This window comes from Couchioplanes caeruleus (assembly GCF_003751945.1).
In the GTDB taxonomy this organism is placed as follows: Bacteria; Actinomycetota; Actinomycetes; order Mycobacteriales; family Micromonosporaceae; genus Actinoplanes; species Actinoplanes caeruleus.
Map to the genome: position 1 here is coordinate 8,175,999 of NZ_RJKL01000001.1, position 25,990 is coordinate 8,201,988.

Sequence of the window (25,990 nt, forward strand, 5' to 3'; positions counted from 1 at the left end):
CACCACGATCAGCGGCCGCTCCGGGCCTTGGCCCGAGCCGCCCGCCGTCCCTTCAGGTACGCCCGCGGACCGGCGAGCATGCCCCGCCGGTTGGCGGTCAGCAGCTCGCGCGGGAAGTCCTCGCGCAGCGTCGACACGCGCAGGCTGTCCTTGCTCGTCAGGTCCCGCAGCGCGCCCGGGGCGAGCCTGAGCAGCGGCCACAGCAGGCCGGGGCGCTTCATCAGCAGGCTCGTGTACGCGGCGGTGAGCCCGGCGCCGTACCCGACCATCTGCTTGTGCAGCCCCTCGAGGTCACGCCGGTGGTAGTGGTGGGTGACCGCGGTGGGCTGGTAGACGATCGTGCCGCCACCGACCAGCACCTGGGTGAAGGCGAGGGTGTCCTCGGAGCCCATGGCCGGGGTGCCCGCGCCCAGGGCGGTGTCCCAGCCGCCGATGCGCTCGATGACGCCGGGGCGGAAGGTCATGTTCGCGCCGGTGCCGAACGGCGGCAGCGGGTACAGCGGGCTCTGGATGTGCGCCGTCGCCGGGCTGAACACGTCCGGCTTGAACCCGCGGCCCTTGCTGTGCCCGCCGAACTGCTCGAACCAGAGTTGCGCCTGCGTCTCCAGCTCGGCCGGGACGATCACTCCGGAGACCACGTCGGCCTCGGGGTGGTCGGCCAGCGCCCGGGCGACCTCGGCGAGCCAGTGCGGGTCGGCGTACTCGTCGTCGTCGATCCAGGCGAGGATCTCGCCCGGCGCGGCGGCGACGGCGGCGTTGCGGGCGAACGACAGGCCGGCCTTCGGCTCCTTCAGGTAGGTGACCGGGCCGCGGCGGGCCGCCGAGCGGACCACCTCGGCGGTGGCGTCGGTGACCGGCGCGTTGTCCACCACCAGCACGCGGAAGTCCGGGTACTCCTGGGTGAGCAGGCTGTCGAGGCAGCGGGCCAGCGCGCCGGGCCGCTCCCGGGTGCAGATCACCACGGTGATCGGCGGGGCGTCGGCGAGCACCTCGCGGCGCCGGGCGAGGAAGGCCGGCTCGGTGGCGGGGGTGACGCCGTCCACCGGGATCTCGGTCAGCCCCAGGCCGGCGAGGCGCGGCGCCAGCGTCGCGCGCAGCTCGCCGTCGATGGCGGCGGCCAGGCCGGCCGGGCTCAGGCCCTGGGCGGGTACGTCGGTCAGCACGGTGCCGAGCGGCTCGGTGAACAGGCGCACCAGCACCCAGGCCTGCAGCACCCGGCGCCCGTCGGACCCGACCGCGGCGACCGTCGGCAGCGGCTCGGCGAGGTCGACGTCGAGGACCACGGCGGGCAGCTCGGCCCCGCTGGGCTCGAAGGTGGGTGCGGTGATCATCTCGTCGGCCCGCAGCGGCGGCTGCCACGCGGTGCCGTTCACTCCGGTGCCGTTCAGTCCGGTGGTCATCGGGTCGCTCCCACAGTCTCGAGCCGGCTCTGCGCGCGCCGGGCGGTCACCGTCTCCACCACGCCGCCCCAGCCGGCGGCGGCGACGCCGGCGAGCACCCCGCCGGCCTTCAGGGCGTGGTGCAACCCCCGGCCGCGACCGGCGGCGAGCAGGTTGCGGATCACGGCCTTCGGTAGCGAGCGCAGGTAGTCGCGCTCCGAGCCGAGGCTCTCCGAGCCGTCGAGCAGGCCGGCCATCGCGACCTTGCCGCGGCCCTCGGCGTAGCAGCGGCGCACGAACCAGCCGAAGGTGGACCGCTCGGCGGGCACCTCGTGGCGGATCACCGCGTCGGGCACGTACATCCAGTGGCCGCCGTTCAGGCCGCTCATCCGCAGGCACAGCTCGGTGTCCTCGGGGCGGTTCTGGCTGCCGAGCTTGCCGAAACCGGTCCGGAAGCCGCCGACCGCCAGGAACGCCTCGCGGCGCACGACCATCCCCGCCGACCAGACGTTGCGGACCCGGCTGGTGGTGGTGGGCAGCCCGGCGTACGAGCCGCCGACCGCCCAGAGGAACTCCTCGGGCATCCACCGCGGCTCGGGGCCCTCCCACGCCGGCGTGATCCCGCCGCCGGCGCCGATCACCTGGGGATCGGCGAAGGGGGCGACCAGGTTGCCCAGCCAGTCGGTGTCCATGATCACGTCGTCGTCGACGAACGCGATCAGCGACGTCGAGGTGTGGAAGGCACCGGTGTTGCGGTTGCCGGAGACGCCCTGGCTGTAGAGGTTCTCCAGGACGGTCACCCCGCCCAGGTCGCGGCGCGCCCGGCGGTACAGCGCCGGGTTGTGGTCGACCACGACGACGATCTCGGCCGGCGTGTACTGCTGGGACTTCACCGCGGCGACGGTGCGGACGAGCGACGACCAGCGCTGCTCGGTGTGGGTGGGGATCACGATGCTGACGGCGGGGCGGGGGGTGGCTTCCACGGGTGGTGCTCCTCGGGCGGGGTGGGCAGCGGGGGATGGCGGCGGTCGCAGGCGGGACGACCTGCGCGCCGGTCAGTCCTCGCGGGTGGCGCGGCTCTGCAGGGCGCCGTCGGCGCGGCGGCTGCCGGCCTCGTCGCGGCGCAGGCCCCGGTTGAGGTGCGCGACGTGCTGGCGGTCGGCGGCGGGGCTGACCGCGGCGGCCGGAGCGCGGTTGACGACCTTGTTGCGGGTCGGGGCGGGCGGGGCGTCGGGGGTCACGGCCGAGGGGCGCTGGTGCACGACGACACCGCCCCGGCGGGCGCCGCTGCGGCGGGTCCGGCGCATCCGGCCGTACTCGCTGAAGATCGTGCGCAGCACCCGGAAGCCGTCGCGGAAGGTGTTGAGGTTGCTCTGGCCGTGGATGCGCTCGTGCTCGATGCTGCCGACCTCGCCGACCTTCATGCCGTCGGCCGCGGCCCGGATGTTGATCATCGTCTCGATCTCGAACCCGTCGCCCCACAGCTTGGAGCCGTCGGTCGGGCGCGGCAGCGTGGTCTCCGGCAGGTCCAGGACCGGCACGACCCGGCGCCAGAAGGCGTTGTAGCCGTAGCACAGGTCGGTGAAGCGGGTGCCGAACAGCACGTTCACCACGAGGTTGAGGCCGTCGTTGCCGAGCTTGCGCAGCTTGGTGATGTCGTGGCTGTGCCCGCCCTTGGAGAACCGCGAGCCCTTCACGAAGTCGGCGCCGCCGATGAGCTGCTCGACGAAGAGCGGGATCTCGGCCGGGTCGGTGGAGCCGTCGGCATCGATCATCACGATGATGTCGCCGGTGCAGGCCGCGAAGCCGCAGGCCAGTGCGTTGCCCTTGCCCGTACGGGTCTGCTGCACGATCACGACGTCCGGGCGCAGCTCACGAGCGACCTCGACGGTGCGGTCCTTGGAGCCGCCGTCGACCACGATCACCTCGTCGATGCCGGCGGGCAGTTTCGCGAAGACGTGCGGAAGATTCCGCTCCTCGTTCAGGGCCGGGATCACGACACTCACGGTCGGTGACGAGTTGTCATTACTCGGTGTATTGCCGGGAGTCGTGTTGTGCGGCATGTCGGTCCTTCCGGGCGCGGCAGATGCGGGGGAAGCGTGCGGTTTCCGGGGGCTGAAACCGACTCGTTCGCTTCTGCCGACAAATCTAGCCGCACGCTACGTAGCGTCAACTAACCGAAGGGCCAGGGTGACGAGGCCCGTGCGGTGAACCCCCACCATACGTATGAGCAGTGATGATGCCCATGGACAACAGCAGTGATCACAAGTCTCATCCGTCACACTCCGTAACGGGCATTGAGGCAGTGATCGACTCAGAATGGCGAAGAATGGGCATTAGCGTCGAATGCAATTGTCGCGGGAAGGTACTCACGGAAAAATGTAATGTCCGACTTATAGTGGTGATCCACCTCACGCGGTGTAATGTGACAGTGCGTAGGGTGACGGTTGCCGGACGGTTGTATCGGCGTGGCGGCGGCCGGAGCGGCCGTCGATGCCTAGGCTGATCACGTGACGAATCGCCGGCTCATCGCCGCCGCAGCAGGTCACCGGCACGGTGGGTGAACCGGTGGCGACCACGACAGCGCTCTGTGTCTGCGGCCATGAGCGGGCGGCCCACGAGCACCACCGTCGGGGCACCGACTGCGCCCTCTGTGGCCCCGAAATCTGCTCGCGTTTCCGCCGCCGCACGTGGTGGCGTCGGTCCTAGGGCCGCCGCAAGGCCGCCGGCTGGGCCGACTTCTGGCACTACGTCGGCCTCGGCCTGTAACGGCCGGCAGGTGCAGAACGCCCGGCGTGGTGCGCACGCCCGAGGGTCGGTGGCGGCTCTATGTCGGCGCCGCCACCCCCGGCACCAAGCACTGGCGCGTCGACCTGGTCGGGGTGGCCACCCCGCAGGGCCTGGCTACCGCGCCGGCCCGGACGGTCCTGGCCGGCGACGCGACACCATCCAGGCCACGTACGACGGCCGGGCGACGGCGGGGGAGAACTGGGAGGAGCGCACCGGTGTGTCCCGGGGCGCCCGGCGGCCGGACGGCAGCTTCGGCGCACTGGCCGCGGCGGACGGCGAGCCGCTGGGCAGTCCCCACGCGCCCCGCGGCCTGCGCTGTCTGAGCCTGGTGACGCTCCCGGACGGTCGCCGCCGCAGTTGTTACGAGGCCACCCCGTAAGGACGGCGCGCACGATCTGCGCACGGAGTCCGCCGGCTGAGAGCGCGGTCACCCCGCCCGCCCCCGGCGACGGGCGTTGATCCACTTCGTCCTATCGTCGCTCCCATCGCGCTCGGTCCTCTCTTCGACCGCCCCTACCCTTCGGCGGGCCGCGACCTGAGTGACCTCCCATGGCGGAGCCGTCCCACAAGGACGGCCTCCGCCATGCCTGTTCCCGGACCCTCCGGGGCGATATCGCGCTTCGTCAAAGATCAGCTACGCACTGTGACGCCTGGTGACGTGAGTTGTGCCACTCCATCGACGTCGGGGCATGCCGTTGCCGGCTGCGCTGTTATGCCGCCGAAGCGTGAGAAGTCCTGATCTGCCGGGACTGCCGGGATTTCTGAGAGCGCAGGGGTGCGATCCTGGCCGTTTCGGCGAGGCGCTGAGCCCTCGCCGCGGCGCCGACGCCGGTTGACGCTCCGTAGTAACTAGCTACATTTGGTACGAGGCGGGCGTACCGCCTGTCTCACGCAAATCGGACCCCTGATTCCCCCGACAAGGAAGCGGATGCTGGACTTCAAGGACCTCGCCCCGGCCATCACCCGTCAGCGCCTGGTCGTCGAGGGATACCCGACGTTCGTTATCACGGACGCGCACATCAAGGACTACCTGCGCCAGCTCTCGGACGTGACCGACATGATCACGATCATCGACCCGGTGACGCACGTCAGCGAGCTGTACGGCTGGGCCGGCTGGATCCACTGGGAGACCTCCGGCGCCCACTTCTACTCCTGGGAACGGCCGATCTCCTTCTTCAGCGTCGACATCTACACCTGCAAGGCGTTCGACCCGCGGGCGGTCGTCGACTTCACCCGGGAGTACTTCCGCACCACCGAGATCGTCGCGAAGGAGTTCTGAGCCGTGACCGCCGTGACCGGCACCCGCTATGAGATCAGCCCCACCACGGCACGCTGGATCGTCGCCGACTTCCTCGACGCGCACCCGACGCCACGCGGGCGCTTCGTCAGCGCGGTCGTCGGCCCCGGCACCCAGCTCGCCGACGTCGGACGGGCGCTGGAACGGCAGGTCTTCGAGCGGACCTTCGGCAACGACGCCGCGGTCATGGCGGGCGAGTACGGCCCGTACGAGGCGAACAGCATCTTCTTCGTCGTGCTCGACCGCCGCCGCCGCGTCCCGGCCGGGGTGGCCCGCATGATCGAGAGCACCGGCCGGGGCGTCAAGACGATCGACGACGCGCCGCGGCACATCGGCGTCGGCACCGCCGACATCCTGGCCGCGCACGGCATGGACGGCGGACGCGTCTGGGACTGCGCGACCCTGGCCGTGCTGCCGGAGTACCGCGGCAGCCGCTCGTCGCTGATCGTCAGCTCCCTGCTCTACCGCACCTTCCTGGTCATCGGCGGGCGGCGCGGGGTCCGGCACGCGGTCGCCATGCTCGACCGCGGCGCGTACCGCAACATCGGGATGCTCGGCACGCCGTTGCGCCCGCTCGCCGGATCGGGGCCGTTCGCCTACCTCGGTTCGCCCGAGAACCGCGCGGTGTACATGGACTTCCCGGCGATCGCCCCGGCCGTCGCCGCGCAGGCCGCCGTGCACCGCCGCGCGGCCCGGCCCGGCCTGGCCACGCTGCGCCCGGGTGGCCTGCGCCGGATGCTGACCCGCCGCGTCGCCGCGACGGTCTCGCGGCGCGTCGGCACCGGCCAGGACCTCGACCGCCTCATCGTCGTCCCGGACGGCGCGATACACCTGTGACCCCCGCTTCCTCGATCGGTGGGTGAGGCGTTTGTGCTCACCGATGCCGGGGTACCCGACGGAGATCACGGCGCGGGCGGGGCGCCGTGCAACAGCCTCAGGAGGTGGCCGATGCGCACGCTGGGCGGGCGGTACCAGCTCGTACAGCGCATCGGCATCGGCGGGATGTCCGAGGTGTGGCGCGGCCACGACCGGGTGCTGGACCGGCCGGTAGCCGTGAAGATCATGGCGCCGGCCGTGGAGGGCACGCTCGGCGACGTGAACGGCGTCGAGCTCGTCCGCACCGAGGCACGCTCCGCGGCCCGGCTGGCACATCCCAACGTCGCCGGCGTGCACGACTTCGGCACGTCGCCGGCGCCGGGCCGGGAGGTCCCGTACATCGTCATGGAGCTGGTCGAGGGGCAGACCCTCATGGAGCACCTCGCCGGTGGCCGGCTCGACTGGCGCATCGCCGTGCGGATCTGCGCCGAGGTCGCGGCGGCGCTGGCCGCCGCGCACGCCGAGCAGGTCGTGCACCGCGACGTCAAGCCCGCCAACATCATGCTCACCCCGTCCGGGGCGAAGGTCCTCGACTTCGGGATCGCGGCCTCCACCGGCACCCCCGACCCCGATCCGGACGGCCCGGTCATGGGTACGCCGGCCTATGTCGCACCGGAACGCTTCGAGGGCCTGCCCGCCACCCCGGCCTCCGACATGTACTCGCTCGGCGTGCTGCTCTATCACTGCCTTTCCGGCCGGCTGCCCTGGAACGCCGAGTCCGGCACCGCGCTCGTGTACGCCCAGCGCTACCGCGACCCGGACCCGCTGCCGCCCGTCGACGGCCTCGCGACCGAGGTGGTCGACCTGTGCTCGCGGTGCCTGCACAAGGACCCGGCGGAGCGACCGACCGCGCTGGTCGCGGCCCTGCTGCTGGCCGAGGCGGTGGACGCCCGCGTCTACGTCCCGCTGGCCGACCTGGGCACCCGGATGCCCCGCCCGTCGACGCTGTCGCCGTGGGACGAGCGGGCGGCGCAGGCGTCGACGGACATGGCGCTGCCGGTGGACCAGGAGACGATCGTGCAGGAACGCCCCGGCCGTCACCGCGCCTGATCGGCGTTCCGGGGCTCCACCGCGGCGGCTCAGCCGCTGCGGGGAACGACGACGACCGGACGGCGGGCCCGGCGCAGCAGCCGCGCCGACACGCCGCCGAGCAGCACCCGCCGTGCCGGGCCGTAGCCGCGCGAACCGCAGAACAGCACGTCCACGTCGTCCAGCTCGGCGAGCTGGTCGACCACGTCGCCGACGCGGATCTCCCAGTCCACGCGTGCGTCGGGCACCGACTCCGCGGCCCGGGCCAGCGACTGCTCGTAGGTCTCGCGGGCGGTGTCGAGGAAGGCGCGCTCGGCGTCCTGACCGACGAGGAACGGCAGCGCCGCGTCGGCCCCGGCCACCACCGTCGAGAGCCGGATGCGGCTGCCGGTGCGCACCGCCAGCCGCGCCGCCGCCTCCAGCGCCGCGCGGCCGTCGGGAGTGTCCACATACGCGACGCCGATGCGGCCGTACGCCCCCGGCGGCGTCTCCAGGCCCGACGGGGCCACCGCCACCGGGCACACGCTGCCGGCCAGGAGCCGGTCGGCGGTGCTGCCCGTGAAGAGCCGGTGCCGGGGACCCGCCCGCCCGGAACCCACCACGATGAGCTCCGCCCGCAGCTCCTCGGCCAGGTCGTGCAGGCCGTGCGCCGCGGAGCTCGAGGCGACGATCCGGAACTGCGCGTCCTCGGGCGCCCCGGCGAGCAGCGCGCGGGCGTCCTCCAGCACGGCCCCGGCGGCCCGGTCGCGGTCGGCGATCCACTCGGCGTCCACCCGGCCCGAGCCCAGCGCCGCGGGCGCCGGGCGTACCACCGCCACCACCAGCGGAACGCCGAGCACCGACGCCGCCCACCGGCCCAGGACCAGGGCGTCCCGGCCGGTGGCACCCCCGTCCACCCCCACGATCACCGGGCCGGTCACGGGTTCCTTCCTTCCCCGCGGGCCCAGCCCGGGGTGCCGGTGTCCTCGTGGCGCAGCCGGGAGTTGCGGTAGCCGTACAGGAAGTAGATGAGCAGGCCCACCGCGAGCCAGGCGACGAACCGGACCCAGGTGTCCCACGGCAGGTCGCTCATCAGGTAGACGGCGAACAGGACGCCGAGGACGGGCAGCACCGGCGACCACGGCACCCGGTACGGCCTCGGCATGTCGGGCCGGGTCCGGCGCAGGATGATCACGCCGATGTTGACCAGGACGAAGGCGAACAGCGTGCCGATGTTGACCAACTTGACGATCTCGGAGAGCGGCACCAGCGCGGCCAGGATCGCGATCAGCACGCCCAGCACGACGGTGAGCTTCGCCGGCGTGCCGTAGCGCGGGTTGACCGTGGCGAGCCGCTGGGGGAGCAGGCCGTCGCGGCACATGGCGAAGAAGATGCGGGTCTGGCCGTACATGATGACCAGGACCACGCTGGTGATCGCCACGACCGCGCCGAGCGCGAGGACCGCGGCCGCCCAGCTCAGCCCGGCGCCCTGGTCGAGGGCGGCGGCCAGGGGAGCGTCGCTGCCCTCGAGCGTCTGAGGGCTGGCGATGCCGATCGCGCCGACCGCGGTGAGCACGTAGAACACCGTGCAGATCGCCAGCGAGCCGATGATCGCCTTCGGCAGGTCCCGGGCCGGGTTGCGCGCCTCCTCGCTGCCGGTGGAGACCGCGTCGAAGCCGATGTACGCGAAGAAGATGATCGCGGCCGCCGCGGTCACCCCGTCGACGCCGGACGGTGCGAACGGCTGGAAGTGGCCGGTGCTGAAGTTGACCATCGCCACCGCGATGAAGAACAACAGCACGGCGAGCTTCACCACGACCATGACCAGGTTGACCCGCGCGCTCTCGGTGACGCCGCGGACCAGCAGCAGTGTGATCGCCAGGACGATGATCACCGCTGGGAGGTTGAAGACGCCGCCGTCCTCGGGCGACTTGGCGATGGCGTCCGGCAGGGTCCAGCCGAACGCGGCACCCAGGAAGGCGTTGAGGTTGCCGCCCCAGCCCACCGCGATCGCGGCCACGCTGACGCCGTACTCGAGGATCAGGTCCCAGCCGATGATCCAGGCGACGATCTCGCCGAGCGTGGCGTACGTGTACGTGTACGCGCTGCCGGAGACCGGGATCGACGACGCCAGCTCGGCGTACGACAGGGCCGAGAACGCGCAGGCGACGGCGGCCAGCACGAAGGACAGGATCACCGCCGGCCCGGCCACCCCGGCGCCCTCGCCGATGACGACGAAGATGCCGGTGCCGATGATGGCGCCGACGCCCATGGCGGTGAGCTGCCAGGACCCGACGGCCTTCTTCAGGCCGTGCCCCTCCTCGGCGGTCTCGGTGATCAGCGAGCGGACGTCGCGCACCGCGAAGATGCCCGGTTTCCGGCCCGGAGTCGTTGCCATGACGCACCCTTCGCAGGGCGGCGGCCGCGCCGTGTCCGCCGCGTGTCACCACACCCGGCGGCACCCCCGGGTGGCGGCCGACGCCGGCGCCGTACATTGTCGACCGCCGCTGTCACCGTGGCGCCCACCTGCGCGGACCGCAAGATGATCTGCGTTATCCTCCAAACTTGCCCGCTCCGCTTGCCGATCCGCGCCCGCCCGGCGTAGGTGACGTCGGCGTGCCGGCGGACTGGCTGTGCGCTGCGCTCACCCAGTTGTGCGGCAGCCTGCGGACGCGATGGCCCACGGGGTACCGTGGGCATACGGGCACGATCTTCACGAGGCAGGATGCATGGGCGAGGCCGTCATGACCACCCGGCGCCAGGCGGACGGCGCCATCGTGGTCGACGTGCGCGGCACGCTGGACGCGGCCACGGTGGACGCCTTGCGGGACGCCCTGGTCGGCGCCCTGCACGCGGAACGGCCCGCCGTCATGATCGTCGATCTCACCTTCGTGACCTTCATGGACTCGCTGGGCGTCGGGGTGCTGGTCACCGGCTACAACACCGCCCGCGAGACCGGCACCCGGTTCGTGCTGCGCAATCCCAGCGAATTCGTGCACCGGCAGCTCCGCGTCACCGGCCTCGCCGAGATGTTCGGGCTGGACGCCGCCCCGTCCAGCCCGCAGACGTACACCCCCTGATCGACCGCATACCGGTTAAGGTTCCGACATGGAGCCAGCGGCCGGAGCATGGTGCACCGCGACCGAGGTCGGGTTCCGGCTGCGTGACCACGAACACCGGCTGGCCGGCGCACGGCTGGAGTCCGGCGTCACCGGCGGCGACTTCCACTACCGCGACGAGATCCGTACCTGGGAGCTGCGCCTGCCCCGGCCGGCGGTGCAGCGCGTCGAATACCGGCTGACGCTCGCCCACCCCGACGGCCGCGTCGAGACCGTCGCCGACCCGGACAACCCGCGCCGGCAGGGCGAGGCGTCGGTGCTGTGCTGCCCGGACTACCGCGAACCCGGCTGGCTGAGCCTGCCCCACGGCGCCGGCCGCTGGCGTGACGTCTACCTGCCGCTGCCGCCCGTGCACGGCGAGATGGTCGCCCGCATCTGGTCGCCGGACCTGCCCACCGACCGCGTCGTCGTCGCCCACGACGGTCCGGACTACCACCGGCACGGAGAGCTCGGCCGCTACAGCGCCGCCATGATCGGTGCCGGGCGCGTGCCGCCGTACCATCTCGTGCTGCTTCCGCCGGGGGAGCGGCTCGAGTGGTATTCGGCCAGCCCGGCGTACGCCCGCGCGCTCGCCGGCGACGTGCTGCCCAAGATCGCCGCCGAGCTGGGCACCACCCGGCCCGTGGTGGGCGTCGGCGCCAGCCTCGGCGGGCTCGCCATGCTGCACGCCCAGCGCCGGCACCCGGCCGGGTTCGGCGGCCTGTTCCTGCAGTCGGGCAGCTTCTTCCAGCCGCGCCACGACCGGCAGGAGTCCGGCTTCCGCCGCTACCTGCGGATCGTGCGCTTCACCGGCCGGGTGGTCCGGGCCGCCGACGGTCCCGGCGTGCCGGTTGCGCTCACATGCGGCACCGTGGAGGAGAACCTCGCCAACAACCGGGACATGGCGCGTGCTTTGCGCGATCACGGGTACGCCGTGACGTTCGCGCAGGTGCCGGACGCGCACAACTGGACCGCTTGGCGGGACGCGCTCGACCCGCACCTCACCGCACTGCTGCAGAAGGTGTTCAACTAAAGGAGGCGCCAATGGCCGACGTCGAGCACACCATCGGACTGCTGCTGGGCACCGAGGACGACTGGCCACGGGCGTACGAGGCCCTGCTGCGCAGGGTCGGGGCGATCACCGACGGCACCGGGCGTACCCATCGCATCCGCAGTGTGCGGGTCACCATCGAGCCGTTCAACCTGCGCGCCTCGCCGCGGCACGATCTGATCATCGACCGGCTCGCGTACTGGTACTACCACCCGCGCGAGTGGCTCAAGAAGGTCGCGCTGATGAACGACGTGTACCTGCTCAACAGCCCGTTCACCTTCCAGTCCATGGAGAAGCATGCCGCGTACTGCGCGATGATGCGGCTCGGCCTCAAGGTGCCCGAGACGGTCCTGGTCCCGTTCAAGAACCCGCTCGACAACTCCCGGTACGCCTACACCTCGGCGCGCTACAACCAGCCGTTCAACCTGGACGCGCTGGCCGCGGCGGTCGGCTATCCGATGTTCATGAAGCCGTACGACGGCGGCGCCTGGGTCGGCGTGTCCAAGATCCGCAATCCGGCGGAGCTGCACGCCGCATACGACGCCTCGGGGGAGCGGCTCATGCATCTCCAGGCCGCCGTCGAGGACTACGACGTCTTCGCGCGCTCGCTCACCATCGGCCCCGAGACGATGGTGATGAAGTTCCGTCCCGACCTGCCGATGCACGAGCGCTACGCGGTCGACCACAACTTCCTCGGCGCCGCGGTCGGCGAGGAGGTCGTCACCATCTCGCGGCTGGTCAACGCCTTCTTCCGGTGGGAGTTCAACTCCTGCGAGTCGCTGGTCAAGGGCGACGACGTGCACCCGATCGACTACGCCAACGCCTGCCCGGACGTGGCCGTGACCTCGCTGCACTACTACTTCCCGTGGGCGATGGCGGCGCTGCTGCGCTGGACCGTCTACTGCGTGGTGACCGGCCGCAGGCCCCGCCTCGACATGGACACCTCGGCCTACTTCGCCGTCGCCGACGACCCGGATCTGTCCTATGCGGAGAAGCTCGGCTGCTACCGGCGGCTCGCCGACGACTACTTCGAGACGGCCCGCTACGAGGAGTTCTGCGAGAAGCACCTTTCCCACGTCGACGAGATGGTGCACGAATGGGTCGGCTCCCCGGAGTTCCGGTCCCTGCTCGGCGAGACGGTCCGCGCCATGTACCCGCCGCACGAGCACGAACGCTTCCTCGGCCACTTCGGCGGCCTCATCGACGCCTGGCTGCGCGAGAATGGCTGACCTCGCCGGCACCCTGCGCTTCGCCGCGGCCCTGCACGGCCGCCGGCTGGGCTTCGTCTACCACGGGTACGTGCGCCGCGACCCGATGTCGCTGCTGCACCTGCGGCCGGGACGCGACGACCCGTACGCCATCTACCGCGGCATGCCGGTGCTCGGGCCCACCCGGCTCGGCCACTGGGTGACGACCAGCCACGCCCTGTGCGACAGCGTGCTGCGGGACCGGCGGTTCGGCGTACGCTCCGCGGAGCTGACCGTGCCCACCCCGCCGACCGACGGCTTCGACATGTCCTTCCTCGACCGGGACCCGCCCGACCACACCCGGCTACGCCGCCTGGCGCAGCCGGCGTTCGCCCCCAAGCGCATCGCCCGTTACCGCGCCCGCGTGGAGGCGACCGTCGACCGCCTGCTCGACGACGCGGCCACCGCAGGGGGATTCGACCTGGTGCCCGCCTTCGCGGCGCCGCTGCCGATCGCCGTCATCACCGACCTGCTCGGCGTCCCCGACGCGGACGCCGCCCGCTTCGCCCGTTACGGCGCGGTGATCGGCAGCGCCCTCGACGGCATCCGGTCGCTGACCCACGCCGCCCGCCTCCAGGCGGCGAGGAACGACCTGCACGACCTCTTCGAGCGCCTCTTCGCCCTGCGCCGCGCCGCGCCCGCGGACGACGTGGTCACCGCCGTCGTGGCGGCCGAGGGCGACCGCATCCGGGCCGAGGAGATGGTCCCGATGTGCATGCTGCTGCTGGTGGCAGGCTTCGAGACCACGGTCAACCTGATCGGCAACGCGGTCAACGCCCTGCTCGCGAACGCCGACCAGTGGGCGGCCCTCTGCGCCGACCCGGCCGCCCTCGCCCCGTTGGCGGTCGAGGAGACCCTGCGCTACGACCCGCCGGTCCAGCGCACCGCCCGCTGCGCCCAGCAGGACCTCGAGCTGAACGGCCGGCTCATCCGCGAGGGGCAGTTCGTGGTCACGCTCATCGGCGCGGCCAACCGCGATCCTGTGGCGTTCCCCGATCCGGACAGGTTCGACATCCACCGCAAACCGGCCGCCGAGCACCTTGCGTTCTCCAGTGGCATCCACTACTGCGTGGGCGCGCCGCTCGCCCGGATGGAGGCGACGGTCGCCCTGCAACGTCTCGCCGAACGCATGCCGGACCTGCGCCGGGCCGGTCCGCTGCGGCGGCGGGTGTCGAGCACGGTCCGCGGACCGATCAGCTTCCCCGTCCGTACGTCGGCCAAGGTCATGTCCGCCCGGTGAGCCGCGGCCGGTGCCGGGAAATGTCGGTGGGGCCGCCTAGAGTGCAGGCGTGTTCATCCGGATCGAGGGCGACGACCTGCCCGGGCTGCGGGGCGGGGTCGAGGCCGACGCCCTGCGGCGCGGCAACGTGCACGTGGGCGTGCAGCGCAAGGCCGACGTCGTCGATCGGTTCCCCGCGGACGCGGTGTCGGTGCGGTGGGAGCTGGAGGTCACCAGCCGCGAGGTCGACGGGCTGCTCGACGTGGGCGGCCCCTGGGCGCACGGGCGTCCCGGCGCCCGGTTCCTCTACCTGAGCTGGGGCGCCGTCGACGGGCCGGCCTTCGCCATGTTCCGGCGGGCCAAGCTCATGTTCGGTGACGTGCCCACCGCGGTGCTCCGGGCCGCCCACGACGGCGGCGGCGTGCTGGTGGGGCGCCTCGGGCTGACCGGGCCCGACGGGGGACCGCGGTGCGCCCGGGTGCGGCCGCCCGACATCGCGTGGCAGCTCGAATGATCGGCGCCGGTGTGACCGTGCTGCACGGGTTCCTCGCCCGCGACGGGGCCCTGGCGGTGTGGCTGGAGGGTGCCGGTCTGCCGGAGGCCGGGTCCACGGGGCGCGAGCGGGGCGCGCATCCCTTCGCGGTTCCCGCGGCCGGTGAGCCGCGGGCGGCGACCTTGCTGCTGCCCTCGACCTCCGCCGGGCCGCTGCCGTCGCCGCAGCTCGGGGCGGCGCCGCGGCGGGGGAGGCCACGGCTGAGGCCGTGGCGGGTGCCCGCGGTCGTCGTGCCGTTCGTGACCGCCGAGCTGGCGGACGAGCTGGACGCCCGCCCCGCGCCCTCCCTGACCTATCTCGCCGAGGTCTGTGGCTTCGCCGCCGACCTGGTCGCGCGCGGGCGCGTGCTGCCCGCGCTGCGGCCCGCCGGCGCGCGGGCCCGGGTCCTCTGGCGTCCCGTCCTGACCGGGCCGGACGCCGCACGGCAGGCGGAGCTGGTCGAGGCCATGCCCGCGGCCTGCCGCGCCGAGCGGACCCGCCCCGGCGCCGCCGACGGCCTGCCCGCCGCCGACGTGCTGCCCGCGGCCCTGGAACGCCTGGTCGACGGCCTGGTACGCACCCGGCTGGCCGAGTCCCGTGTCGCCCTGACCGGCGCGCCCTGGCTGGCGGCCCTCACCGCGGACGGCGATCCCGTCGTCGAGGCCCCGCCCCGGGAGCTCGAGGCCGTCGCCGACGCGCTCGACGGATGGCATGCCGAGGCGAGCAGCGGCGCCGCCGTCCGGGTCGTGTTCCGGCTCAGCGCCCTGGACGAGCCCGAGCCCGACGCGCCCGACGCCACCACCGTGCCCGACGCCACCACCGCACCCGACGCCACCACCGCGCCCGGCCCCCTCGGCAGCACCGGCGAGTGGCTGCTCGAATTCCTGCTCCAGCCGGTCGACGAGCCCAGCCTGCTCGTCCCCGCCGCCGACGTGTGGCGCGATGCCGTCGCCCCGCTGCGGCGGTGGACGCACCGGCCCCAGGACCGGCTGATCGCCGGGCTCGGACGGGCCGCGCGGCTGTGCGGGGAGCTCGACGCCGCGTTGCGCCTGGCCCGCCCCGCCGAGCTGGTCCTCGGCACCGAGGCCGCCCACCGGTTCCTCGGGCACGCCGCGCTGCTCGAGCAGGCCGGGTTCGGGGTGTTGCTGCCCGCCTGGTGGCGCGAGCCGCAGCGCCTCGGGCTGGCTCTCGAGGTACGCAGCCCGCCGGCCGCCGCGCCGGTGTTGCGCGACGAGGCCGCCGATCTCGCCACGATCGTCGGGTACGACTGGGGGCTGTCGCTCGGCGGCCGGATGCTCACCGAGACCGAGCTCGCCGACCTGGCCCGGGTCAAGGTGCCCCTGGTCCGGATGCGGGGCCGCTGGGTCTACCTCGATCCCGAGCGGCTGCGCGCGGGGCTGGAGTTCCTGCGGCGCGGCGGGGGCACGATGACCGCCGGGGATGCCCTGCGCCTGGTGCGGCTGCTGCCGCCGGAGGAGGTGCCGCTGCCGGTCACCGAGGTGCGCGGCAGCGGGTGGGTCGCCGACCTGCTGGCCGGACGGCTCGGTGAGCGGCTCGAGCTGCTGGACCCGCCCCCGGGGCTGGACGCCGTGCTCCGGCCGTACCAGAGACGGGGTTTCTCGTGGCTGGCCTTCCTCGACGGCCTGGGCCTGGGCGCCTGCCTCGCCGACGACATGGGCCTGGGCAAGACCGTGCAGTTGCTGGCGTTGTTGCTGCACCGCGCCGACGGCCCGGCGTTGCTGATCTGCCCGTTGTCGGTGCTCGGCAACTGGCAGCGCGAGGCCGCCCGGTTCGCGCCGTCGCTGCGGGTCCGGGTGCTGCACGGCGCCGACCGGCCGGACCCGGCGCGCCTGGCCGACGGCGCGGACGTCGTGCTGACCACGTATGCGACCGCGACCCGCGACGCCGACGCGCTCGCCGCCGTGCAATGGGACCGGGTCGTGCTCGACGAGGCGCAGCACATCAAGAACAGCGCGGCCGGCGCGGCGAGGGCGGTGCGCCGGTTCCCGGCCCGGCACCGCGTCGCCCTGACCGGCACCCCGGTCGAGAACCGCCTCGCGGAGTTGTGGTCCATCCTCGACTTCCTCAACCCCGGCCTGCTGGGCGGCGCGCACACCTTCCGCAACCGCTACGCCGTGCCGATCGAACGGTACGCCGACGAGGACGCCGCCGCCCGGCTGCGCCACGCCACCCGGCCGTTCCTGTTGCGCCGCGTGAAGTCCGATCCCGCGGTCGTCGGCGACCTGCCCGACAAGCGCCACACCCGCCACCTGTGCGGCCTGACCGCCGAGCAGGCCACCCTCTACCGCGCCGTGCTCGACGACATGCTGCTGCGGCTCAAGGAGACCGCCGAGACCCGCCGCAAGGGCCTCGTCCTGGCCGCGATGACCAAGCTCAAGCAGGTCTGCAACCATCCCGCCCATCTGCTCGGCGACGGCTCCCCGCTGCCGCGCCGCTCGGGCAAGCTGGAACGCCTGGAGGAGATCCTCGACGCCGCGCTCGGCGAGCGGGAGAGCGTGCTGTGCTTCACCCAGTTCGCCCGCTTCGGTGCGATGCTGACGCCGCATCTCGCCGCCCGCTTCGGCGTACCGGTGCGCTATCTGCACGGCGGCACGCCGCGCGGCGCCCGCGACGAGATGGTGGCGGCGTTCCAGGCCGACGACCGGCCCGGGATCTTCGTCCTGTCGCTGAAGGCGGGTGGCACCGGCCTCAACCTCACCGCCGCCAACCACGTGGTGCACGTGGACCGGTGGTGGAACCCGGCGACGGAGGCGCAGGCCACCGACCGCGCCTTCCGCATCGGCCAGCACCGCGACGTGCGGGTGCACACCCTCGTCTGCCTCGGCACCCTGGAGGAACGCATCGACCGGCTCATCGCCGGCAAGGGCGTGCTCGCCGAGCGGGTGGTCGGCAACGGCGAGGGCTGGCTCACCACGCTCTCCACCGACGAGCTGCGCGACCTGGCCCGGCTGGACCCGGAGGCCGTCGGTGACTGACCGGTATTCCGCGCCGTTCGTGGCGATGTTCGAGGCGCTGCGGATGGCGCCGACCTTCGCCCGCGGCCGCCGCGACGCCCGCGCCGGGCACGTCCGGAGCCTCACGATCTCCAGCAGCCTGGTCGTCGCCCAGGTCCGCGGCCCCGACGACACCCATCCCTTCCGCGCGCGCATCGCGGTCCGGGCCTTCGGCGCGGCGCAATGGGCGCGCGTCGAGGACGACCTGGCCGCGCAGGCCCGCTACGTCGCCGACCTGCTCGCGGGCCGCATGCCGGACGACATCGACGACGTCTTCTCCGGCGCCGGCCTGACGCTGCTGCCGCTGTCGCTCGACGAGGTCGCGATGGACTGCACCTGCGAGCGGTGGCCGATGCCGTGCGCCCATCTCGCCGCGACCTGTTACGCCCTCGCCGCGTCGTTCGAGACCGACCCCTTCGGGGTCTTCGCCTGGCGCGGCCGGGGCCGCGACGAGCTGCTGGTCCGGCTCAGCCAGTTGCGCGGCACGTCGGTGCACGAGGCGGACGCTGCCGTCGTGCCCCCCGGGGACGGGACCGCGGGTCTCGGTGACCTGGCGGACTTCTGGGGCACGGGTACGCCGAGCGCACCCGCACCGTCCCCGCCGGCGACGCGCCCCGACCTGCTGCTCGACCAGCTCGATCCGCCGGGGTTGCACTACGGCGGGCTGCCCCTCGCGGAGCTGCTGCGGCCGGCCTACCTCGCGCTCCCTCCGGAGGAGCCGCCGTGATCCGGGCCTCTGAGGCCGGCGGGGTATCGTCGCTGCGGTGTTCAGTTGTCCGGTCCGCGAGGGGATGACCAGGTGAGGGGCCCGCTCCTGCCGGGTGACCCGCGGCGGCTCGGCGGATACCGCCTGGAAGGCCGCCTCGGCCAGGGCGGCATGGGCACCGTCTACCTCGGCTACGGCCCCGACGGCCGCCCGGTGGCGATCAAGGTCATCAAGCCCGAGTATGCCTACGAGGAGCAGTTCCGCGCCCGCTTCCGCAGCGAGGTCACCCGGGCCCGGCAGGTGCCTCCGTTCTGCACCGCCGAGGTGCTCGACGCCGACGCCGACCACGAGACGCCGTACCTGGTCGTCGAGTACGTCGACGGCCCGAGCCTGGCCGAGATCGTCGCGCAGCAGGGGCCGTTGAGCAGCGGCAACCTCTACAGCGTCGCGGTCGGCGTGGCCACCGTGCTGGCCGCGATCCACGGCGCCGGACCTGAGCGGCCTTCCTGCGTCGTTGCGCGACCTCGTCGCGATGACCCTGGAGAAGGACCCCGGCCGCCGGCCGTCGGCGGCCGACCTTCTCGACCGGCTGCTCGCCGCCGGTGGACAGGCCGCCGCGGGCGCCGGGGGTGGACAGGCCGCGGCGGGCGCCGGGGGTGGACAGGCCGCCGCGGGCGCCGCCGGTCTGTCGGGCCTGCCGGAGCTGCGACGCGTGGCGCAGGTTGTACAGCGCTCCGGCCCGAGCCGTGAGCAGGTCACGGACGGCCGCGGCACCGGGGTGACCCCGCGGCGCTGGCGGCGGTTGGCGCCCGCCCTGGCCGCCGCGGCGATCGGCGGCATCGCGCTCGCCGGCTTGCTGACGTTCGGGCCCAGCCGGGAGCTGGTGCTGGGCCGGGACGCCGACGCCGGATCGCCGGGCGCACCGGCGACGGCCGCATCGACGCCGGCGACCGCGCTCCCGCCGACCGGTAGCGCCTCGCCCGCCGACCGCCCGGCCAACGGACGTGCGGAGCCGGACCGGGAGGCACCGGCCGGCGCACCGGCCGTCACCCGGACCGAGCCATCCGTCCCTTCCGCGTCGCCGGCGGTCCGGCCGTGCCGCAACTCCGACGTCCGCGTGTCGGTCGCGGCGCAGAACGACAATGCGGCCGAGACGAGTACGCGGAAAGCGATCGTCTCGGTGGTCAACGAGTCGGCCACCGCCTGCCGGGTCGACGGCCGGGTCACCATCCAGCTCTACGACGCCGCCGACGAGGCGGTGCCGGTGCCGACCCAAGGCGTCGACCAGCCGGGCCCGGCCGCCGAGATCGTCCTGCGGCCGGGCAACGCCGCCTTCCAGGGCATCAAGTGGCAGGCGTGCGACCTCGCCGCCGCGGACTGCCCCGCCGGCAACACGCTGCGCGGCAGCCTCGGCACGTCGTCCCCGGGCGTGGTGGCCGTCCTGGAGGGCTTCTCCTCACCGCAGGGTCACCACATCACCATGCGTACGCTGCAGCTCGGCACCCTGCAACCCGCCACCGACGGCACCGTGGCGTGGTGAGCGTCGGCGCCACGGTCGCCGCCGGTCGCTCCCCCGCCTCGGCCTACCGTTTCCAGAAGGCCTTGCGCCCCGGGCGGGCCGGGGCGAAGCCGTCCAGGACCTGCCGGGCATAGGCCCAGTCCGCGGTCAGGTCGCCGGGCGCACGGAGCCGTTCGACCAGCTCGCGCAGTGCGGCGACCTCGGGCCCGGTCACGCCCTCGAGCACGGCGGCGAGCCGGCTGCCCAGGTCGGCGAGCAGGTCACGCCGCTGCGCCGCGGGCCGGTCGTCCGCCTCGCGCAACCGTGCCGCCTCGACCGCGACGATCGAGGCCAGGCTCTCGAGCGTCACTCCCGAGGCGCCCGCCGTCCTTGCGCCGCCGCGCGCCATGACCGCCGACGGCATGGCCGCGAACGGCTGCGGTCCGCGCACCGATCCCCGGGCCGGCGCGAACCGCGGAGCGCCGGGCGCCGCGGTCGGCGCGGGGACTCCGGGTGCGGGCGGGGGCGGCGGCAGAGGGGGCGCGGGGGTGCCGGGCGCTTGCGGCACGGGGTAGGCGGGCGGTGCGGGCGGGACGGGGGGAAAACCGCCGGGCGGAGGTCCGCTGGGAGCGGCCGCCGCGAACGGCATCGGTGCCGCAGCCCCGGCGATCAGGAACGGCTGCGAGACCGTCTGGTCGGCCATCTCCCAACCGGACGGCGTCTCCACCGGCTGGGTGACCCGTCGCCGCTCGCCGCCCTCGTGCACCACCCGGCTGTCCACCGCGACGAACGCCGTGAACCGGCACAGCACGCCGTACCGCAGCGACGTCGCGACGATCTCCTTCTCCAGGCCGTTCTCACCGGCGGCGTAGCGGTCCTCCAGCTCCCGAAGCCGGGCGCGCGCCCACTGCGCGGTGACCGCCGGCTCCTCGCGGAGCTCGGCCGGCACCTGGACGGCGAAGCCCTTGTCGTCGCGGGTGCGGCCGTGCACCGTCACCGACGCCGGAGCGGTTCCCGTGTACCGGCCGAAGAGGACCAGCGGCACCCCCGGGAAGATCGACTGAGGGCGGACCGGGTCGACGCCGGTCACGGTGACGTCGGTGACCAGCGGCGCGCCGATCCGGCGGTGGATCCGCTCCATCGCCTCGTCCAGCCGGTCCTCGCTCTCCACCAGTTCGCAGCGCCCGGCCCCGAGGGTGGCGAGGCGGCCGAGGAAGCCCGCGTTCACCGCCCGGTCGATGCCGACGGTGTGGATCCGGATCCTGCCGACGAGCGCGCCGACCTCGGCGAGGATCTGGTCCTCGTTGCCCACCTGGCCGTCGGTGACCAGCACCAGCACCCGGTCGCGCCCGCCGGTTGCGGACTGGTCGTGTCCGGCCGTCGGGGTCGGGGGCAGGTCGCTTCCCGCCGGGGCGGAGAGCAGAGTCAGGCCTTCGCGCAGCGGCGCGAGGAGTTCCGTGCCGCCGCGGGCGTCGGCGCGGGCGAGGTGCTCGACCGCGCGGAAGCGGTGCCGGTCGGTCGCCTCCGCCAGGCCGTCGCCGAGGTCCTGCGGGTGGTCGATCTGGTGGTCGAAGGTCAGGACCGCGAACCGGTCGGCGGCGGTGAGCGTATCCACCACCCGGGCGGCGGCGCGGCGGGCGGCGACCATCTTCCAGCCGCGCATGCTGCCCGAGCGGTCGAGCAGCAGGACGACGTCCTTGGGCCGGGCGGGGGCGTCCGCGTCGGCCGGGGGCAGGACCACGAGCTGGTACGTGCCGCCAGGCTCGTCCGCCTCCGGGTCCGGCACGCACACCGCCCCGGAGCCGTCCCCCGCGTACGGCAGCCGCAGGACGAAGTCGCGGTCCGCCCGCTCGCCGGGGGCGATCTCGATCCGGGTGCCGGCCGTGGTGACCGTGTGCAGGCTGGACCGCACCTCGCTCAGGGGCAACCCGGCGGTGTCGATGTCGACGCCGATCGACAGCCGTAGCGGGTTGGGGAAGCCGGGCAGCAGCACCGGGGGAGTGATCCGGGAGGCGTCCGGCACGGCGTCGGTGTCGCGTGCCTGGCCGTCGCCGACCGGCGTGCCGGGCAGGGGGACGCCGGGCACGTACCGGGGTGCGACCACGAGCGGGAACCGGAACGTCGCCGCGCCGTCCTCCCACGGCAGCGGGCCGACCAGCGTGAGTTCGACGGCGACGCGTTCGCCGGGCACGATGTTGCCGACCCGCATGGTGAAGACGTCGGGACGTTCCTCCTCGGCGATGGAAGCCCGCTGACCGGCCTCGACGGCCCGGTCGTACGCCTCCCGCGCCGCGCCGCGCTCCTGCAGCTCGGCCTCGACGGTCCGCCCGTCGGCCGTCATCGTCATGCCCGTGACGGCGGCGCGGTCGGGCAGCGGGAAGACGTACGTGGCCTCCAGCGCGGTGTCGTAGGCGTTGACGAACTCGGTGGTGACGGTCGTCCGGGCGACGAGCCCGCTGATCCGGGTCTGGACGTCGAGCCGGTCCAACGGGAGGTTGCCCCGGTCGGTGCGCAGGGTGCCGAGGCCCGCGCCGGGCAGGACGCGGATGCGGCCGAGCTCCGCCGGCTCCATCGGCGTGACGGACAGGGTCATGACGGGCTCCCATCATCGGTGTGCTGCTCATCGGGGGTGCGCGGGCAGGTTGCCTTGTGTAGTCCGGCGGAGGTGTGCGGGCCGGCGTCGAGCAGGCCGCGGGTGGCGAGCAGGTCCAGCAGGGGCGCGGCGGCTGCGGCGATCGCGGCGTGATCGGCGCTGTGGGGGCGTGCCGGAAGAATCAGGATGGCGCCGCCGCCCAGCGCGACGCCGCCGACCTCGCGGACCGGAACGGGGGCCGGGAACGGCGGAGCCGGCGGAGCCGGCGGAGCCGCGAAAGCTGGGGGAGCCGCGGGAATCGGAGGAGTCGCGAAAGCTGGGGGAGCCGCAGGGGCTGGGGGAGCCGCAGAGGCCGGGAAGGCGGGGGCGGTGGGGGGAGCCGCGGGAGCCGGCGGTGCCGCCCAGAAGCGGGGGCGGGCCGGCTCGGGTGGCGGGAGCGGGGCCGAGGGGACGACCGGCAGCCGCGCCAGGGTGGCGAGCTCGGCGTCGGTCGCGCCGGCGAGCTCCGCCTGGATGGCTGCCAGCGAGTGACCCTGAGCCTGGCGGCGCTTGACCGCGACCAGTTGCAGCAGGTGTCGTGGCCCGTAGAGGGCGGTGCGGCCCCGCATGCCGGACGGGCGGTCGACCAGTCCCGTCGTCGTGTACCACCGGATGGCGCGCCGGTCGGGCACGTCGCGGACCCGGCCGTTGGGGGCGCCGGGATACTCCGCCGCGAGTGCCCGGCGTACCTGTTCGACGAGCTCGTCCATCGTCCACACGCCGACCATCCTGACACTGTCATCGTGACAGTGTCAATGTGCGACCCGGGCCGACGACCGGCAGACTGGCGGGATGCGGCTCGATCTGGTCAACCTGTCGCACGTCGCCGATCCCGCGACGACCTGCCTCTATCCCGGCGATCCCGCCTTCGAGCTGGAGATCGTCGCGACCATCGCCGAGGACGGCTTCCGCCTGCACCGCCTGCGGCAGGGCGAGCACACCGGCACCCACTGGAGCGCGCCCGGGCACTTCACCGACGGCGCCGCGCTCGCCGACGACCTCGACGTGCAGGACCTCTGCCGGCCCGCGGTCAAGATCGACGTCCGCGAGCGGTGCGCCGCCGACCCGGACTACGCGCTGTCGCAGGCCGACCTGCTCGCCTGGGAACGTGCCCACGGCCCGATCCCGCCCGAGTCGATCGTCGTGCTCTGGACCGGCTGGGACGCGAAATGGGGAACGGACGCCTACTACGGCTACGACCGCGACGGCGTCATGCACCAGCCCGGCTTCGGCGTGGACGCGGTGCGGTGGCTGATCGGCACCGGGCGCCTCGGCCGGCGCGGCGGCACCGGCACCGACACCTTCGGGCCCGACCCCGGCGCCGATCCGACGTACGCGGTCTCCCGGCTGGTCCACCGAGAGCACCGCCTCAGCGTCGAGGTCCTGGCCAACCTGGCCGCCCTGCCCGCGACCGGAGCGTCCCTGCTCTGTGGCGGCCAGATCGTCCGGGGCGGCGCGGGCTCGCCCGCACTGATCTACGGCGTCCTACCGCCCGGCTGAGTCACCCCGTTCACCACCAGCGTGTAGGGGGCGTACTGCGTGAGCTCCCCGCTGGGCTCGTCGTACGCCACCACCGCGACCACCTTCGGATACGACCGCAGCGCCGCGAACTGATCGGCCGGCACCTGCCGCGCCCGCCGCCCGGCGTCGTCGAGTCCGATCAGCCGGACATGCCAGGCGTGCACCGCCACCGGCCGGATCTGCGACGGCGACCGGAAACCGCGCAGGCTCGAACCGTCACTGACCTGCCGCGTCTCCACCGCTACGTCGTCGACGTACCAGCCGCCCTCGTTCACCGCGCCGTCGCTGACGTAGCGGAAACCGAGAAGGATGGTCGTGCCGGCGTACGCGGAAAGGTCGTAGCGATGCGGCACGAAGCCGTCGGTGCGCCCGGTCACGCCGGGGCCGAGCGGGCCGGGGACGGTCCGGTCGCCGGGGATCGCCTGGTACGTGCGACCGCCGTCGGTCGACACCGTCACGTACCCGTAGTCGTAGCGCTCCTCGGCGCCGTACTTCGCGCGCAGGTTCAGGGTGGGCTTTCCCTTGGGCACCCGCACGGACACCACCGCGGTCGCATCGGTGTCGCTGGCGTCACCGGAGAACAGGGCGCCGTCACGAACCCGCCACGTCAGCGGAAGCGGAGGCAGGGTGCGGGCGCCGCGGAACCGCACGGACCGCAGGGCGTTTCCGGTCAGCGACCGCCCGGCGGCGTCGCGCAGCCGCACGTAGTCGGCGCCGTTGGGGGCGGCACCCGGCCGGTCGTAGGAGGCGGGGTTGGCCAGGTTGATCGTGGAACGCAGGCCGGGCACGCTGACCCGCTCCCGGGGCACGCCGGTCATGGTCCCGTCGCCCACGACCTTGTCGACCAGCGTCATCGTCTGGAAGTCGTGCAGCACGCCGTACAAAGGTTCGCCCGACCCGAGCGCCTCCTGCACCGCGGCCAACCCCTGGCGTTCGCGGTCGCGGTGCAGCCGGGACAGCACCGCGGGGCCGAATCGATCGCGCAGATAGAGCATGAACTGGTACGCGTGCCCGTAGTCGGCGAGCACCTCCTCGGGCTTGCCCTCATTCCACAAGTTCAGCGAATTCTGCGCCCCGCCGCAGTCGCGCGGATTGGCGTTGAAGGCGGTCCGCACCACGGCGAAGCCCTGGAAGCACACCAGATGGGCGTCCGCGCCGGGATGGTGCACGGTGGCGGTGCCGTCGGCGTAGCCCACCAGGCTCTGCGCGTAGTCGGACAGGCCCTCGTTCACCCAGAGATCCTCGCCCGGGTCGGTGTAGTACTGCAGGAGGTGCTGCCACTCGTGCGCGAACGTCCCCTCGTACATCCGCGGACGGGCCGGGCGGCTGGTGCAGAGATCGTCGGTCGGCTCGTTCGGAGGGGCGGCCCCGGTGCGGTGCTTCCAGTCGTACGCGTCGATCGTCATGACATTGCGATCGACGAGCTCATTGAACTGCGACGAGAAGAAGCCCGCGATGTACGTGGCCGCCTCGGGAAAGTCGTAGTAGTTGTCGTCGCGGATGTTGTCGATGAGCGTCACCGTCCGCCCGCCGGCCCCGGTGTAGTCGCCGGAGACCAGCGCATCGGTGCCGTCGCGGTCCGGCGGGGTGCTGAAGGCCGCGGTCTCTCGTGGGTAGATCGTCGTGTCGAACTCGCGGACCAGGTCGGCGATCCGGGCGTCGGTCACCTCGGTCGAGACGGCCGGCCGGCAGTCACCGGCCGGAAAGGCGAGGTGGTTCGCCACCCAGACCTCGATGTGCTCGCCGATGCCGCGCAGGGTGTAGTCCTTGCGGTAGAACCTCCCTTCGACATCGTCGAGAGCGAGCCACTCCCGCACGGTGCCGGTGGGCGGGGTGGGGGCGGCACGCCGCGCGAAGCCTGGTGGGCGAGTGCCGAGCCCGGTGGTGGAGTAGGTCCTGCGGGAGGGTTCGCGGACGTCATCCATCACGGACGTGACCGGGGTGTGTGCCGAGCCGGCTTCTCTCATGCCTGCGTTGGCTGTGGTGCCGGCTTCTCTCGCGTCTGCGTTGGCTGTGCCGGCTTCTCTCGCGTCTGCGTTGGCTGTCGTGCCCGCGCTGCTCGTCAGGCCGGCGTCGACGGCTCTTCCCGCGTGGGACGGGGACGCGGGCGTGAGAAGCAGGG

At 73.4% G+C, this 25,990-nt stretch carries 22 protein-coding genes; 14 read left to right on the forward strand and 8 right to left on the reverse strand.

The window, feature by feature from the left end:
• Positions 1-8 precede the first annotated feature (8 nt).
• The 3 genes from EDD30_RS36855 to EDD30_RS36865 all read right to left on the reverse strand — a co-directional run bounded on the left by EDD30_RS36855 (position 9) and on the right by EDD30_RS36865 (position 3,376).
• Positions 9-1,400, reverse strand: coding sequence for a glycosyltransferase family 2 protein (locus EDD30_RS36855; RefSeq protein ID WP_244945533.1), 1,392 nt, complete (start codon positions 1,398-1,400; stop codon positions 9-11).
• A complete protein-coding gene (locus EDD30_RS36860; protein ID WP_071805356.1) occupies positions 1,397-2,362 on the reverse strand; it encodes a glycosyltransferase family 2 protein in 966 nt (321 codons plus the stop codon). Before EDD30_RS36860 ends, EDD30_RS36855 begins: the two co-directional genes overlap by 4 nt.
• 72 nt (positions 2,363-2,434) lie before the next feature.
• Positions 2,435-3,376 carry a glycosyltransferase family 2 protein gene (locus EDD30_RS36865; protein WP_244945534.1) on the reverse strand — a complete coding sequence of 314 codons (942 nt, stop codon included), beginning with the start codon at positions 3,374-3,376 and terminating at the stop codon, positions 2,435-2,437.
• 1,010 nt (positions 3,377-4,386) lie between these two features.
• On the opposite strand from EDD30_RS36865, the gene EDD30_RS41270 reads away from it, so the two are divergent.
• The 4 genes from EDD30_RS41270 to EDD30_RS36885 all read left to right on the forward strand — a co-directional run bounded on the left by EDD30_RS41270 (position 4,387) and on the right by EDD30_RS36885 (position 7,392).
• On the forward strand, positions 4,387-4,548 hold the full coding sequence (locus EDD30_RS41270) for a hypothetical protein (protein ID WP_244945535.1): 162 nt from the start codon (positions 4,387-4,389) through the stop codon (positions 4,546-4,548).
• 549 nt (positions 4,549-5,097) lie between these two features.
• Positions 5,098-5,448, forward strand: coding sequence for an S-adenosylmethionine decarboxylase (locus EDD30_RS36875; RefSeq protein WP_071806265.1), 351 nt, complete (start codon positions 5,098-5,100; stop codon positions 5,446-5,448).
• Positions 5,449-5,451: 3 nt separating this feature from the next.
• Positions 5,452-6,303, forward strand: coding sequence for a hypothetical protein (locus tag EDD30_RS36880; RefSeq protein WP_084556497.1), 852 nt, complete (start codon positions 5,452-5,454; stop codon positions 6,301-6,303).
• A gap of 111 nt (positions 6,304-6,414) precedes the next feature.
• The gene (locus tag EDD30_RS36885) at positions 6,415-7,392 is read left to right on the forward strand and encodes a serine/threonine-protein kinase (RefSeq protein WP_071806266.1); all 978 of its coding nucleotides are present in this window, start codon (positions 6,415-6,417) and stop codon (positions 7,390-7,392) included.
• A gap of 29 nt (positions 7,393-7,421) precedes the next feature.
• On the opposite strand, the gene EDD30_RS36890 is transcribed toward EDD30_RS36885, so the two are convergent.
• Together EDD30_RS36890 and EDD30_RS36895 are read right to left on the reverse strand one after the other, a co-directional pair.
• Positions 7,422-8,291, reverse strand: coding sequence for a universal stress protein (locus EDD30_RS36890; RefSeq protein ID WP_071806267.1), 870 nt, complete (start codon positions 8,289-8,291; stop codon positions 7,422-7,424).
• Positions 8,288-9,748, reverse strand: coding sequence for an amino acid permease (locus EDD30_RS36895; protein ID WP_071806268.1), 1,461 nt, complete (start codon positions 9,746-9,748; stop codon positions 8,288-8,290). The genes EDD30_RS36890 and EDD30_RS36895 overlap by 4 nt, the downstream gene beginning before the upstream one ends.
• A 331-nt stretch (positions 9,749-10,079) precedes the next feature.
• On the opposite strand from EDD30_RS36895, the gene EDD30_RS36900 reads away from it, so the two are divergent.
• The 9 genes from EDD30_RS36900 to EDD30_RS41275 all read left to right on the forward strand — a co-directional run bounded on the left by EDD30_RS36900 (position 10,080) and on the right by EDD30_RS41275 (position 19,757).
• Positions 10,080-10,430 carry an STAS domain-containing protein gene (locus EDD30_RS36900; RefSeq protein ID WP_071806269.1) on the forward strand — a complete coding sequence of 117 codons (351 nt, stop codon included), beginning with the start codon at positions 10,080-10,082 and terminating at the stop codon, positions 10,428-10,430.
• Between the two features lie 28 nt (positions 10,431-10,458).
• A complete protein-coding gene (locus tag EDD30_RS36905) occupies positions 10,459-11,481 on the forward strand; it encodes an alpha/beta hydrolase (protein WP_071806270.1) in 1,023 nt (340 codons plus the stop codon).
• Between the two features lie 11 nt (positions 11,482-11,492).
• Positions 11,493-12,728, forward strand: coding sequence for an ATP-grasp domain-containing protein (locus EDD30_RS36910; RefSeq protein WP_071806271.1), 1,236 nt, complete (start codon positions 11,493-11,495; stop codon positions 12,726-12,728).
• Positions 12,721-13,986: a cytochrome P450 gene (locus EDD30_RS36915; protein ID WP_071806272.1), complete on the forward strand. Its 1,266-nt coding sequence runs from the start codon at positions 12,721-12,723 to the stop codon at positions 13,984-13,986. The genes EDD30_RS36910 and EDD30_RS36915 overlap by 8 nt, the downstream gene beginning before the upstream one ends.
• Positions 13,987-14,035: 49 nt before the next feature.
• Positions 14,036-14,479, forward strand: a complete 444-nt coding sequence (locus EDD30_RS36920) for a DUF5990 family protein (RefSeq protein WP_071806273.1) — start codon at positions 14,036-14,038, stop codon at positions 14,477-14,479.
• Entirely contained in the window at positions 14,476-17,493 is a 3,018-nt protein-coding gene (locus EDD30_RS36925) for a DEAD/DEAH box helicase (protein ID WP_084556498.1), read from the forward strand. Before EDD30_RS36920 ends, EDD30_RS36925 begins: the two co-directional genes overlap by 4 nt.
• The gene (locus tag EDD30_RS36930; RefSeq protein WP_244945536.1) at positions 17,486-18,238 is read left to right on the forward strand and encodes an SWIM zinc finger family protein; all 753 of its coding nucleotides are present in this window, start codon (positions 17,486-17,488) and stop codon (positions 18,236-18,238) included. Before EDD30_RS36925 ends, EDD30_RS36930 begins: the two co-directional genes overlap by 8 nt.
• A gap of 72 nt (positions 18,239-18,310) precedes the next feature.
• Positions 18,311-18,967: a protein kinase domain-containing protein gene (locus EDD30_RS36935; protein ID WP_123678726.1), complete on the forward strand. Its 657-nt coding sequence runs from the start codon at positions 18,311-18,313 to the stop codon at positions 18,965-18,967.
• Positions 18,930-19,757: a DUF4232 domain-containing protein gene (locus EDD30_RS41275; RefSeq protein ID WP_170208307.1), complete on the forward strand. Its 828-nt coding sequence runs from the start codon at positions 18,930-18,932 to the stop codon at positions 19,755-19,757. The genes EDD30_RS36935 and EDD30_RS41275 overlap by 38 nt, the downstream gene beginning before the upstream one ends.
• Positions 19,758-19,800: 43 nt before the next feature.
• Here the strand turns inward: EDD30_RS41275 and EDD30_RS41685 are convergent, their stop codons facing one another.
• Positions 19,801-22,308 (reverse strand): VIT domain-containing protein, encoded by a 2,508-nt coding sequence (locus EDD30_RS41685; RefSeq protein WP_123678728.1) that lies wholly within the window; start codon positions 22,306-22,308, stop codon positions 19,801-19,803.
• Positions 22,305-23,075, reverse strand: coding sequence for a MerR family transcriptional regulator (locus tag EDD30_RS36950; protein WP_123678729.1), 771 nt, complete (start codon positions 23,073-23,075; stop codon positions 22,305-22,307). Before EDD30_RS36950 ends, EDD30_RS41685 begins: the two co-directional genes overlap by 4 nt.
• 64 nt (positions 23,076-23,139) lie before the next feature.
• Here EDD30_RS36950 and EDD30_RS36955 point away from each other — a divergent pair, with 64 nt between their 5' ends.
• Positions 23,140-23,847 (forward strand): cyclase family protein, encoded by a 708-nt coding sequence (locus EDD30_RS36955; RefSeq protein WP_071805154.1) that lies wholly within the window; start codon positions 23,140-23,142, stop codon positions 23,845-23,847.
• On the opposite strand, the gene EDD30_RS36960 is transcribed toward EDD30_RS36955, so the two are convergent.
• A complete protein-coding gene (locus EDD30_RS36960) occupies positions 23,823-25,793 on the reverse strand; it encodes a M6 family metallopeptidase (protein ID WP_244945688.1) in 1,971 nt (656 codons plus the stop codon). The genes EDD30_RS36955 and EDD30_RS36960 overlap by 25 nt on opposite strands.
• Positions 25,794-25,990 lie beyond the last annotated feature (197 nt).